9 protein-coding genes and 1 pseudogene are annotated in these 13374 nt (G+C 59.6%); 4 read left to right on the forward strand and 6 right to left on the reverse strand.

Annotated features, from left to right (window positions below; translation table 11 throughout):
• Window positions 1-224: 224 nt before the first annotated feature.
• Window positions 225-1931: a copper resistance CopC/CopD family protein gene (locus tag IDH44_RS25000; RefSeq protein ID WP_317890254.1), complete on the reverse strand. Its 1707-nt coding sequence runs from the start codon at window positions 1929-1931 to the stop codon at window positions 225-227.
• 233 nt (window positions 1932-2164) lie between these two features.
• Between IDH44_RS25000 and IDH44_RS25005 the strand changes: the two genes are divergently transcribed.
• From IDH44_RS25005 to IDH44_RS25015, 3 genes and pseudogenes are all read left to right on the forward strand, one after another.
• Window positions 2165-4390, forward strand: a complete 2226-nt coding sequence (locus IDH44_RS25005; protein WP_317890255.1) for a ribonucleoside-diphosphate reductase subunit alpha — start codon at window positions 2165-2167, stop codon at window positions 4388-4390.
• Between the two features lie 170 nt (window positions 4391-4560).
• The gene (locus IDH44_RS25010) at window positions 4561-5598 is read left to right on the forward strand and encodes a ribonucleotide-diphosphate reductase subunit beta (RefSeq protein WP_190921554.1); all 1038 of its coding nucleotides are present in this window, start codon (window positions 4561-4563) and stop codon (window positions 5596-5598) included.
• Window positions 5599-5862: 264 nt separating this feature from the next.
• A pseudogene (locus IDH44_RS25015) lies at window positions 5863-6440 on the forward strand (nucleotidyltransferase family protein).
• Window positions 6441-6462: 22 nt separating this feature from the next.
• Here the strand turns inward: IDH44_RS25015 and IDH44_RS25020 are convergent.
• From IDH44_RS25020 to IDH44_RS25030, 3 genes are all read right to left on the reverse strand, one after another.
• Complete coding sequence (locus tag IDH44_RS25020; protein WP_190921555.1) at window positions 6463-6984, reverse strand: gamma-glutamylcyclotransferase family protein; 522 nt, start codon at window positions 6982-6984, stop codon at window positions 6463-6465.
• 31 nt (window positions 6985-7015) lie between these two features.
• Window positions 7016-9139, reverse strand: coding sequence for a putative bifunctional diguanylate cyclase/phosphodiesterase (locus IDH44_RS25025; RefSeq protein ID WP_190921556.1), 2124 nt, complete (start codon window positions 9137-9139; stop codon window positions 7016-7018).
• Window positions 9140-9360: 221 nt separating this feature from the next.
• A complete protein-coding gene (locus tag IDH44_RS25030) occupies window positions 9361-10737 on the reverse strand; it encodes a vWA domain-containing protein (protein WP_190921557.1) in 1377 nt (458 codons plus the stop codon).
• Between the two features lie 256 nt (window positions 10738-10993).
• On the opposite strand from IDH44_RS25030, the gene IDH44_RS25035 reads away from it, so the two are divergent.
• On the forward strand, window positions 10994-11296 hold the full coding sequence (locus IDH44_RS25035) for a hypothetical protein (protein WP_190921558.1): 303 nt from the start codon (window positions 10994-10996) through the stop codon (window positions 11294-11296).
• Window positions 11297-11589: 293 nt separating this feature from the next.
• On the opposite strand, the gene IDH44_RS25040 is transcribed toward IDH44_RS25035, so the two are convergent.
• Together IDH44_RS25040 and IDH44_RS25045 are read right to left on the reverse strand one after the other, a co-directional pair.
• Complete coding sequence (locus IDH44_RS25040; RefSeq protein ID WP_190921559.1) at window positions 11590-12159, reverse strand: hypothetical protein; 570 nt, start codon at window positions 12157-12159, stop codon at window positions 11590-11592.
• 19 nt (window positions 12160-12178) lie between these two features.
• A complete protein-coding gene (locus IDH44_RS25045) occupies window positions 12179-13147 on the reverse strand; it encodes an aldolase catalytic domain-containing protein (protein ID WP_190921560.1) in 969 nt (322 codons plus the stop codon).
• Window positions 13148-13374: the final 227 nt, after the last annotated feature.

A 13374-nucleotide genomic window follows, 5' to 3' on the forward strand; every position in this document is an offset into this window, starting at 1 on the left:
TCAATCTGCGGTGTCTTCTCCCTGTGCGCAAGCACTGCCTACTCTTCTCCGTCCTTGCATTTCCATATTAAAGGTTAGATGATGCCTTGCAATAAGCGGTACTTCGCCTGTCGGCTTGATGCATGCCGGACATGCGCAGCACCTATCAAATATTGCACATTCCCCTATTATAGGCGATTGCCGAGCAAAAATCCACCTTTGTTCCGGACCGCCGCGCTGACCGATCAATACAAGCGGAACGTCTCGCTGCGCATCTGCTTGGTGCCGTCCGCGCCGTACACGACCAGCTCGGCCCGCCACTGTCCGGGGAACGGCAGGTACGGACCTGCGGCCCGGTAATCCTCGCGCGCGAAGCCGATGAACGACTCGGCCTCATCCCCTTCGAAGCGCTCCAGCGGCACCTCGATCGGGCCGAGCTCGCCGCGCCGATCCGAATAGAGCAGCAGCTCCACCGCGCTCGCGCCGCCGCTGTCCTCGGGCAGCCACACCTTGACGACGAACGTATTGTCGCCCGGCGAGCCCGGCGACACCTGCAGGGTCGTATGCAGCGTCTGTCCCATCTGATGGCGCGAGATCGGTTCGTTCGCCGGCAGCGGGCTGACGTACGTGAATACGCCGACGACGATCAGGATGAGCAGCATCAGCGTCGCATCGCCCTTGAGCAGCAGCCCGGACGGCAACCGTCTTCGCCGCACGCCGCGCCGCAGCAGCGCGCCGGCGGCGGCGGCGAGCAGGACGAGTCCCGTCTTGATGAGCAGCAGCGCGCCCCACGGCGTAATCAATAGATAATCCAGACCGGGCAAAAACAACAGCGTCTGCAAGACGCCCGTCAGCGCCAATAGGAGCAGCGCCAGCCATGCGGTGCCCATGAAGCGGGCCGCGAATCGGCCGGCCTCGGGCCGCTCGGCGCGCCAGAGCACGAGCAGATAGACCAGGCCGCCCGCCCAGACCGCGGACGCGATCAGATGCGCGATGTCGAGCGTCAGCGCATACCACGCCGGGCGATAGGCCGCCGCGTGTCCGCTGAAGCCCTCCGCCGCCAGCAGCGCGAGCGCCCATACGGCGCGCAGCGGGCCGTCCGCCTTGCCCAGCGCGAAGCCGGCGAAGGCGAACGCGAGCAGCACCGTCCACTGCAGCCCGATCGTCGTCTGCGTGAACAGCTTGGCCCAGTCGGCCAGCGGCTCGCCGCGCAGCAGCTCGTCGACCTGGACGAACACATGCAGCAGCACCCCCAGCGGGAGGATCTGCACCGCCGTCCAGGCCGTCCGCTCGAGCAGCGCCGACCCGCTACCGGACGGCGTCAGGGCCTGCCACAGCATCAGCCCCACGCTCGCCGTCAGCAGGATATAATAGACGGCGCGGACCGCGTAATGAAAAAAATCGCCTGCGCTCAGCGCCGTCGCGGCGCCGTGTCCCTCGTGGCCGAGCTGGCGGTGCAGGTCAAAGTCCGAGGCCTCCACGCGCTCCGGCGGGTCGCCGACGACGAACACGTACGACGAGGCGACCGGATGGCCGTCCGCCGAGACGACCCGATACGCGACCGTATAGACGCCCTCCGGCAACGACGGCAGCGCCAGCGCGATCGTCCGGCGATCCTCCGAAAAGGCGACAGCCTCGCGGGTCACCGGGCGCGAATCGGAGTCCAGCACCTCGAGCGTTCCGATGCCCGTCTCCAGCGCTTCGTTGAAGGCAATCTCGATCCTCGCCGGACTGCGATCGAGCTGTGCGCCCGGCTCCGGCGTATACCCGATAGCGGCGGCATGAGCCTCCACCGGCTGCGGCGACAGCGCGCACAGCAGCGCGACGAGCAAGCCCGCGACCAGCGCCGGCATGTCGAGCGCCGCTCGCGTCAGCCGCCTCGGCCTCGTCCGCCCGGCTCGTTTTGGCTCGGCCCGGAGCCGCCCCCTTTCGTCCTTTTTCTTGTTCCGCACACGTTCACGTCCTTTCAGCTTCAGTGTACCCGATCGCAACGGCCAATTCCAACTGCGGGTTTGGACATTTTATGAACATCCAGGACTCCGGACTCTTGCTGGAAGAAGCCTCCGGTTTTGTCGAAAGCTATCGCTTGACACCCCCCATATATTGGAGTAACGTTATTGATTGTCAACTATATATAGTGTCTTCAATCAAATATAATGCCGTTTCTACAAGGAGTGACAATGACGTGGATATTATCAAACGCAATGGTCAGAAGGAAGAGCTGATCTTCTCGAAGCTGAAGAAGGTCATCGATTTTGCCTGCGACGGCTTCGAAGGCTGCGATGCGCTCGAACTGGAGACCGCGCTGCTGCCCTACTTCCGCAACAACATTACGACGAAGGAAGTGCAGCGTACCCTGATTCAGGTGGCGGTCGAAAAAACGAGCGTCGAGGAGCCGAACTGGCAGTATGTCGCCGCCAAGCTGCTCGTCTACGACCTGTACAAGGAATCGCAAATCAACCGCAAATACGGCTACTTCGGCTACGGCGACTTCTACTCGCTCATTACGTACCTGACCGACAAGGGCTTCTACGGCAAATACATACTCGAGCACTACACCCGGGACGAAATCACCGAGCTGGGCAATTACATTGTGCCCGAACGCGACTATCTGTTCAATTATATCGGCCTCAAGACACTGGCGGACCGCTACGTGATCCGCGGCTTCAGCGGCGAGGTGCTGGAGCTGCCGCAGGAGATGTTCATGGGCGTGGCGATGCACCTGGCGATGAAGGAAACGGACAAGCTCGCCTGGGCACGCAAATTCTACGACGTGCTGAGCCGTCTGCAGATGACGGTCGCGACGCCGACGCTGGCCAATGCGCGCAAGCCGTTCCACCAGCTCTCCAGCTGCTTCATCGATACCGTCCCGGACAACCTGTGGGGCATCTACAACGTCGACTCCAGCTTCGCCCAGGTGTCCAAGTTCGGCGGCGGCATGGGCATCTACGTCGGCAAGGTGCGCAGCCGCGGCTCCAATATCCGCGGGTACAAGGGCGTCGCCGGCGGCGTCGTGCCGTGGATCAAAAATTACAATAATACCGCTGTTGCGGTCGACCAGCTCGGCGTGCGCTCCGGCGCCGTCGCCGTCTACCTCGACGTGTGGCACAAGGATATCTTCGACTTCCTCAACCTCAAGACCAACAACGGCGACGACCGCATGAAGGCGCATGACATCTTCCCCGGCGTCTGCATCCCGGACCTGTTCATGCGCAAGGTGCAAGCCCGCGAGTCGTGGTACCTGTTCGACCCGCACGAGGTGCGCAGCCTGATGGGCTGGTCGCTCGAGGACAGCTGGGGCGAGGAGTGGGAGCGCCGCTACGAGGAATGCATCGCCCATCCGATGCTGGCCAAGGAAGAAGTACAGGCGATTGACATCATGAAAAAAGTGCTCGCCAGCTCGTTCGAGACGGGCACGCCGTTCGTCTTCTACCGCGATACGGTCAATCGGGCCAATCCGAACAAGCACAAGGGCATCGTCTATTGCTCCAACCTGTGCACCGAGATCTGCCAGAACATGAGCGCGACCGAGTACCTCTCGACGACGCACGAGGACGGCATCATCACGACACAGATCAAGAGCGGCGACTACGTCGTCTGCAACCTGTCCTCGCTCAATCTCGGCCGCACCCGGTCGAAGGAGGAGATCGAGGAGGTCGTCGCCTGCCAGATGCGGATGATGGACAACGTCATCGATCTCAATCAGTATCCGATCCCGCAGGCGGAGATTACGAACAAGAAGTACCGCGCCGTCGGGCTCGGCACGAGCGGCTACCATCAGTGGCTGGCGCTGAACAAGATCGCCTGGGAGAGCGAAGAACATCTGGAGCGGGCGGACGAGCTGTACGAGTGGATCAATTATTGCGCGGTCAAGGCTTCGATGGAGATCGCCAAGGAGAAGGGCACCTACAATGCGTACGAAGGCAGCGAATGGCAGACCGGCGCCTACTTCGAGCAGCGCGGCTACGAGAGCCCGCAGTGGCTGGAGCTCAAGCAGCAGGTCGCCGAGCACGGCGTGCGCAACGCCTGGATGTTCGCAATCGCACCGACCGCATCGACGTCGCTGATCGCCGGTTCGACGGCGGGCATCGATCCGATCTTCAACAAGTTCTTCATCGAGGAGAAGAAGAATGCGGTCATTCCGCAGACGGCGCCGAACCTGAGCGAGGAGACGTTCTGGTATTACAAGGAAGCGCACCACATCGACCAGCACTGGAGCATCCGCGCCGCCGGCCGCCGCCAGCGTCATATCGATCAGGCGCAGTCGTTCAACCTGTACATCACGCCGCAGTACACCGCCAAGGAATTCCTGGAGCTGTACATGGCCGCTTGGGAGAACGGGCTGAAGACCGTCTACTACTGCCGCAACAAGAGCCTCGAGGTCGAGGATTGCGATAGCTGCAGCGCCTGAGCGACGAGCTGCGGGCGCAGTCGGCGCACTGCCCTGCCCTGGCCGATGGCCACCACATTTCTTTCAAAGGCGCCCTGCCGGGGCGCTTTTTGCCCGCTTGACGGAGCTTCATTTCGAAGTGAACGGCGGCGTGATGTTCACTATATATACATTTAGGAGGAATTATCGATATGGAACTGCAACGGAAAAAGCTGTTCAACGAGGAGGGCGAGCGCGATTGGGGCAAACGCCGCATGATCGGCGGCAACACGACGAACCTGATCGAGCTCAATAACGTCAAATACGACTGGGCCACGAAGATGTATCGCACGATGATGAACAACTTCTGGATCCCCGAGGAGATTCCGCTGGCGCAGGACGCCAAGGACTACCGCAACCTGTCGCTGTCGGAGCGCGCCAGCTACGACAAGATCATCAGCTTCCTGATCTTCCTCGACTCGCTGCAGACCGCCAACCTGCCGAACATCAACGAGTTCATCACCGCGCCCGAGGTCAATCTGACGCTGACCGTGCACACGTTCCAGGAGGCGGTGCACAGCCAGAGCTATTCGTACATCCTCGACAGCGTATGCTCGGCCGAGGTGCGCGACCAGATCTACAACCTGTGGCGCGAGGACAAGAACCTGCTCAAGCGCAACCGGTTCATCACCGACCTGTACGAGAACTTCATCGCCGAGCCGTCGGCGCAGAATCTCGTCAAGACGATCATGGCCAACTATATTCTCGAGGGCATCTACTTCTACAGCGGGTTCAGCTTCTTCTATGCGCTCGGTCGTCAGGGCAAGATGCTCGGCACCGTCTCCGAGATCAAATACATCCAGCGCGACGAGCTGACGCATCTGGCGCTGTTCCAGGGCATCTTCCGCGAGGTGCGCAAGGAGAATCCGGAGCTGTTCACCCCCGTGCTAATCGAGGAACTGCGCCAGATGATGCGCACCGCAGTCGAGCACGAGATCGAATGGGGTCAATATATCACGAATAATCAGATCGCCGGCTTGACCAACGAGATCATCGACAGCTACATCAAGTTCCTCTCCAACGAACGGCTCAAAAAGATCGGCCTGGATATTCTGTATCCGGAGATTACCGAACACCCGATGAAATGGGTCGAGAGCTTCAGCAACATGAACGGCATGAAGACCGACTTCTTCGAGCAAAAGGTGACCAACTACAGCAAATCGTCCAACCTGAACTGGGGCGACCTGTAGGAGACGCTTAGAAGAAAGGCCGGCGCATAGTCCCTTCACGAAATAACCAAAGACAGTTAGTGCATCATGCAGCCGGACGGACGCTGCGAAGCTAACGGTTGCCAGCGCGCTTATTTCGATGGATTTCAGGTGATTTCTAGTCTAGCGGTTGCCACAGCGCTTATTTGTCTTCAATCGCGTTTTTTTAGGCTCATTAGCCGCTGTGGCAACCGTTAGGTTCGTCGGTCATGGTGAAGGGCAAAGCGAGGGTGAACAACGGTGCATCTGAAAATGAAAACCAAAAACGATGTCATTCAACTTGTAAAAGAGGACGCGTGGATGATGGAGGTCCTGGAGGCGGCAAGCACGCTAAAGCTGCCTGACTGGTGGGTTTGCGCAGGCTTTGTGCGCGCTATAAAATATGGGATACGCTTCACGGCTTCGCAGAGCGGACTGCCTTGCCTGACGTCGACGTGATTTATTTCGATCCGAGCCATCGTGATGAAACGGTTGAAAAAAAGCTGGAGCACCAGTTGAAACAGCGATTTCCCCACATCCCCTGGTCTGTCAAAAACCAGGCGCGCATGCACGTTGTCAATGGCATCCCGCCCTACTCCTCCTCGGTCGATGCCATTTCTAAATTTCCGGAAACTGCGACCGCTTTGGGTCTGGCGCTTGATGAACGCGGATTACTGATCCTGACCGCACCTTGTGGCCTTGAAGATGTGCTGAAGCTACAGTTGAGACCAACGCCATTTTTTGCGCAGACCCATCAGAGAATCCGCATTTACGAGGAACGAATCGTAAAAAAGAATTGGAAAAAAACCTGGTACAAAATTAACAGTTGCCACGTGACGAAATGACGCAATTGGCAGACAGCACCGTCTACCGTGCTTGCAGGTGCTCGAGCCATCTGCCGCCTGCGATATACGGACAGCCGCGGGCGGAGGGCCAGACATACGTCCAACCGCACAGGCTCGTCTCGCACGCGTCCCGCACCCAGATCCGCATGTAATCCCCTTCCTCTTCGATCCCGTAGAACTCCTCCAGCTCGTCAAGGACGCGCAAGCCGGCACTCGCAATGTCGATCCAGCTGCCCTCCACCTCGCGCGTACGCTGCGGCTTGCCGCCCGCCTTTGCTGTGCTACCCAGCTTGTCCGTCCGGCGCTCGGCCGTATGCGCCGCTTGATGCTGGTGCATTGCCGTCACATCCCCCTGGTTCAAGTCGGCAAGCGCACTCCCTGCTTCGCAGGCCCGCACCAGCGCAGGATAAGGGCCCGCATCAACCAAGCGTCCCCGCACCGTTCCTGGCTGCTCCCGCGCAAGATACGGCACCACAACATGCCGATTGGCCATCCCCGGCAGCAGCGAACCATAGACGAACACCCGCTGCTCCGATTGCTTCATCACTGTGTGCCTCCTTGTGCTGTGCTCCGCTCTATCCCGACATTCTGATGGACCGGCGATACCAGTCGGCGAATTCGTTCGAGGGGATCGGACGGGCAAAATAGTAGCCTTGCGCTTCCTCGCAGCGCTGCTCCCGTAAAAACTCAAGCTGACCAATCGTTTCCACACCTTCGGCCGTCACGCGCAGCTTGAGATGCCGGGCCATCGTCGCAATCGTCGTCACGATCGCGGCATCATTGCTGTCATGGATCAGATCGCTGACGAACGAACGGTCGATCTTGAGCTTGTCGATCGGGAATCGCTTCAGGTAGAGCAAAGAGCTATAGCCGGTGCCGAAGTCGTCGACACTGATCTTGAGGCCCAGCGCCTTGAGCTGCGTCAGCGTCTGGATCGCATATTCGACCTCGGCGGTCATGCTCTCCGTCACTTCCAGCTCCAAGTAACGCGGCTCAAGCCCGCTCTCCTCAAGGATCTCGCGCACCCTTTCGACCAAGCGCTGCTGCTTGAACTGACGCATCGACAGATTAACCGAGACGACGATCGGCGGCAGACCCGCCTCCTGCCAGCGCTTATTCTGCCGACAAGCCTCGGCCAGCACCCATTCGCCGAGCGGTACGATCAGCCCGTTCTCTTCGCAGAGCGGGATGAACGCGCCGGGCGGGATGAGGCCGCGTTCCGGATGCCGCCACCGCACCAGCGCCTCTACGCCGGCGACGCGGCCGCTTTCGAGATCGATCAGCGGCTGATATTCGAGCAGGAACTGCTGCTGCTCGAGCGCGCGGCGCAGGTCGTTTTCCAGTTGAAGAAGTTCGATGGCCCGCTCGTTCATTTCCGGTGAATAAAGCTCGATCGCGTTGCGCTCCGCTTTTGCGCTGTACATCGCAATTTCGGCGTTTTTGACCAGCACCTCCGCCGTGTCGCCGTGGACCGGATACATCGCGATCCCGATCGATACCGTGATGTGGTACGCCGCATCGCCGATCTGGATCGGCGCGGCGAAGAGCTCCTGTAGCCGCTGGGCCAGCTCCCTTGCTTCGTCGGCGCCGCGCAGATAGGGGATCACGATCACGAATTCGTCCCCGCCTATTCGGAATACGCACTCGGCGTAAGGGACGACGCCGCTCAGCCGCTGCGCGACAGCCTGGATCATGCGATCGCCGAACGAGTGGCCGAGCGAATCGTTGATCATTTTGAAGCGGTCGACGTCCAGGTGAATGACGGCCATTTTTTTACCCGTCGGACGCGCTTGCGCAATCTCCTGCTCCAGCCGATCCACCAGTCGGCGCCGATTCGCCAGATCGGTCAATTCGTCGTAATACGCCAAATAATTGACCCGCTCTTCGGCCGCCTTTTGCTTGCGGTAGGGCACCTCGATCGTCACCAGATAGATGCCGCGCATCAAGAACAAATAGCCGGCCAGCTTATAGATATGCCCGGCGAGCATGTCCGCATCCCAGGGCGTGGCCGCAATCAAAAAAATCAGATTCGCAAAGAACAACAGCAGAAGCGCCCGCACGATCATGAGCATCGAGGGCGGGCGTTCCGCGCGATTGCGGAACAGCAAGCCCGCAATCGCCACCGCGTAGCACACGATAATGAAACCGTGCAGCCCGCTGCGTATCGTGTTGTAGCCATCCGCGGTCAAGATAGGCAGCTGCCATCGGTAAGCGGCAGCGTACAGTAGTCCGAGCAGTCCGGTTGCCCCGAGCAGTGCCCCCAGCAGGACGGGAAAGCGCATAGCGGACGCAACCGGACGTTCTTTGAGCAAGAAAACGAGCCCGAGTCCGGCGGCAATCAACAACTGCGCCAGCATGCCCGCAAATTCGGACAACGCGGCGGCGCCGCCGGTGTCGTAGAACGGCATGCCCGCAAAGGTAAGCGCGTGCCCAAGCTCGAGCATGCCGACGACCATGAACAGTCCGGCAGCCCACAAGCGCTGTACCGTCAGCGTATCCAGAAAGTAAATGGCGCCGAGAAACATGATGGTGAAGCAAACGGCAAAGCCGATAAACTCCAGGCTGGTATGCATGAGCAAGTATGTCTTGATCTGGAACACCGTGTAAAACGAATTGTGCAGCATGAGCAGCGCTGCGAATCCCGCAATTGCAATTGCGGCCGTCACGATCGTTTGTTTCTCCGCTTGATTAATCGGCATTCTTTCCTCCTGCCCGTGCATAACGCATCCAACCCTATTGAAGACTGCAAACTCTTCGAGCATTGCGCTCCAAGCCCCAATCTCCTAATCTTCAAGTAGAATTCGACAAATATCTCCAATATCCTGCTACTTGAGCAGTTAAAACTGGAGCAATCCGCAACTGCAATTACGGTCAGTCAAGCGGGCGTGGCGGCAGCGCCGCGTTCGGCGCTGCCGCAGCGCTACCCCTGCTGTGGACGCTCGGTGTAGCGCACAATCAGCTCTACCAGCAGGTCGTTGAGCGGGCGCACCTCGTATTGGTCGACCTGGGGCTGAAGATGCGAATTGCCGATCCCGCTGTGATCGGTGAGAAAGACATAGCTGCCCCCGGTGGCAGCGGCGAAGAAGCGCATCAAATATTCCGTCTCGCGGTCCACCCCGCTCGAAGCAACGGGAATGATCCGTACGCCGAGGGCCGCCGCATCCGAAGTCAGCTCGCGTATGCGCTGCTTCGTACGCTCGTCATCGTGCGGGGGGGCATCAAGCACCAAAAAAAGCAGGCGCGCCCTCGCCTCCTCGCTCCACTCGTGGGCATGCAACGCATCCTTTAGCGCTTCGTCTACCGCCTCCGGATAATCGCCTCCGCCTTCCGCACGCTGCTCCCGAATCTGTTTCACCGTCTCGCTTACCTTGGAGGTGAACGGGTACGACCGCACCACGTATTCGTCTCCTTCATCCCGATAAAAATTCGCCGACAGGCGCAGCTCCAGCTCCTGTCCCGTGCGCTCCTGCGCGCGCTGTACCACATCCGTCAGCTCGGCCCCCAGGTAATCCAGCTCATCGGACATCGAGCCGGTCGTATCCACCACCAGCATGATGTCCGCACGATCCGGATAAACGGCAGCTTCGTCCAACTCGATCTGCAACGGCTCCTGTGCCGGCAGCGCGACATTGGCATAGCGCTTTACCGTGTCTTGGCCAATCCGCACCTCTATCGTATACGCATCCGCGTTGCTTCCACGCTGCTGTTCGAAGATCCCCGCAAATACATAAGCACGGCCTTGGTTGTCCGTCCGTCCCTCCCAGACGGTCTCGCCCTCATCGCCCGCTCTGAGTACAAGCGCTGCGTCCGCAACCGGCTCACCCGCCGCCGTCACAACAGCGGCGAGTCTTCGCAGCGGCGTAATCCCCCATGTCTGCATACCGTGCGCACCATCCCGCTCGTTAAGCCGAACAAGAAATTCGCCCCATCGCTCGGTATCGGCCCACTCCCCGGCTGTCAATTGCCCTGCTGCCTGATCCTGTTGCTGTTGTCCGCCGCCCGGATACGGCTCCACTGCCCGATCGAACGTTGCTTCGCTACGACTGGATTCGCTCGTCTCCTCCCTTTTCGCGCTGCCCTCCGACCAGTCGCTGGCAGTCGACTGCGCGTTGTTACCCTCCCCTCCGGAGCAGCCCGCCACGACGGCCACCATCAGCAGCAGCGCTGCCGCAAGCCATGCAGCCTTACCTTTGGCGAACCATCCAGTTCTGTTTTTTGTAGTCCGTCCAGCCCTACTCTCCTCGACCCGCTTGGCTCTGCTTTTCTCGATCCAATTCGCTCTGCTTTCTTTGTACATGCTGTTCTCCCCCTTTTTGTACGCCCGTATTTACAGACGCTTCCAGAGGGCATCTTGTTGCATTATCGGAGAACGAACATTACAATTCATATAGACCGACATGGCAATGGATAGAGACCCTCAGAACAATCCATCCAGACTGTCAAGGCGTAGCGGGGAAGTCAGTCTGCGCTGCTGCATCCGTCCTCGCAGCAACTATTGCCAAGTTAATGCGCTTGATTCGCTTATGACTACCCCATGAAAGGAGACAGTGCTTGTGGAACAATACGAGCTGACAGAGCTGTTAATTGCGCAGCAACAGCAAGACTATACGCTTCATTTCTCATCCGCGCAGCTTGTCGTCGTAACGGAGTTGGGCTCGCGGCTGTGGTACATTGACGTGAACGGGATCGCGGAGACCGAACTGCTGGAGAGCTTCAGCAGGAGCGAAAATATCCGCATTGAGTTGCAGGCGGTTACCGCTGGCGGCCGCCGCTACGAAGGCATCGGCTACCTGCACCCGAACCCTGCCCATCAGGCGGCTGCGATTCGCGGCGACGGCGAGTTGGCCGGGTTTTAAGTTTAAGCATCAATTGCAAGCCCTCCCCCCGGGGTTGTGCCCCCAACAAAGAAAAAGCCTCCGACGCGCAATTGGGCGTGTTGGAGACCAGTTGTAAGCGCTAAGCGAAGGACTTGGAAGACGCAAAAGCGACTTGAGAGCCCTTTCGTGTGCTAATCGACTTGGGAGCCTTTCGTAGGCTGGTCGACTTGAAGCCTTGAGTATGCTGAGCAACTTGAAAGCCTTTCACGTGCTGAGTAGCTTAAGCCTTCGTTTGCTAAACCACTTTGGAAGCCACGCGCGAGCGCGATCGACTACAAATCAGCTTGAGCGGCGCAGTATTCGATCAGATTCAGCATCTCCTCGCGCTGCACCAGCTCCAGCAGCTCGCGAGACACCTCGTCTCCGCTGCCCTGCATCTGTGCGGAGACAGCGTCGACAAAGCCCGCCGCATCCCAGACGCGCGTCTGCAGCAATGCGCTCAGCACAGTACCGATCGGAGCGCCGATATCCAGCGCAGCCTGGCGCGAAGCGAGCAATGCTGCCGCCCGTTCGCCCAGCTCGCGCATCGCCGGATGCGCCCCCGCCCGGCGGAACCAATACTTCGCGTTGCTGTAGTCGCCTTCCATCCGATGCATGATGCCGTGCCAATAGCTGCCGGTCGCATCGTCGATGTCCTGCGACAGCGTGTGGGAGGCGTTCAGGCTGTCGTTCCACAGGTGCAGTCCCGACTTGAGCGCCAGCTCAGCCGCTCGGCCGCTGGCCGGACTCAAGGCGGCGATGTCGCGCTCCAGCACCTCGTCCCAGACGACGCGCGGCGCCAGCGCCTGCAGCGGACGCTCGCTCAGACGTGCGACGATTCTTGCTGCCTCGGCTTGATCCATCTCTCATCCCTCCCGGGTGCTAGTTGCCGTGCGCCACTTCCGGCGTCGTCAGCTTGTCGTAGAAGTCGACGGACTTGTCCTTGTCCGCAGTGCTGCGCAGCGCCATAGCCGAGCGCGGATGCTCGTCCAGCATACCGGTCACCATATACGGGATGATGTAGCCCCACTCTTCTTTCTCGCGCAGCGGGATCATGTGCTTGTCGATCATGTCCAGCGCCGGACGAACATTATACTTCGGATTTTTGAGATTGGCGAGCAGCAGCTCCGTCGGGCAATTGCCGGCCGCCCGTCCCATGCCATACACTGAGGCGTCGAGCAGCTCCACGCCCTTGTCCACTGCGATCAGCGTATTGGCGAAGGCGAGCTGCATGTTGTTGTGCGTGTGCACGCCGAGCCGTTTTTTGGGCAGATACTTGCGGAACTTGTCGATCAACAAGCTGAAATCCGCGGGCGTCAAGCTGCCGTACGAGTCCACGATGTACACCGTGTCGACCTTGCTCTTGGCGATTTCCTTGAACGCCTCCAGCAGTTGGTGCTCCATGACGTTGGAGAGCGCCATAATATTCAGCGTCGTCTCGTAGCCGCGCTCGTGGAACAGCTCCACCAGCGCCAGCGCCTTGTCTACATCCTGGATGTAGCAGGCGACGCGGATCAGGTCGAGCAGGCTCTCCTCGCGCGGCAGAATGTCGTTCTCGTCGACGCGTCCGATGTCCACGAGCGCAGACAGCTTCGTATCCAGCTTTTGCGGGATCACCTTGCGCAGGAAGTCGTCGTCGAGGAAGCGCCACGGGCCGGCGGAATCCGCCCCCTTGAGCAGCTTCGGCGAATTTTTGTAGCCGATCTCCATATACTCCACGCCCGCTTCATTGAGCGAGCTGTACAAATCCTGCACGAACTCCACACTGAAATCCCAATTGTTGACTAGACCGCCGTCACGGATCGTGCAATCGACGATCTGGCATCCGGTCGCGCTTGCTTTGGCATTCATGATCGCTTAAGCTCCTTCTGATTGTAAAGTAAACGACTCTGACGAGCCAGACTCTAATCTCTACATCATACTTGAAACCGCCGCGGAACGCAAAGCCAAAATGCGCGCTGGCCGCACTGGCAGGTATCAATCGAATCACTGCCGCCGGTGCACCTGCACCGACTCGAGCACATGGCCGATGATCCGGATCGGCACCGCGTCGGTCTTCTCCACGCCATTGGCATAGC

The sequence above is a fragment of the Paenibacillus sabuli genome, assembly GCF_014705605.1.
Lineage (GTDB): Bacteria > Bacillota > Bacilli > Paenibacillales > Paenibacillaceae > Paenibacillus_D > Paenibacillus_D sabuli.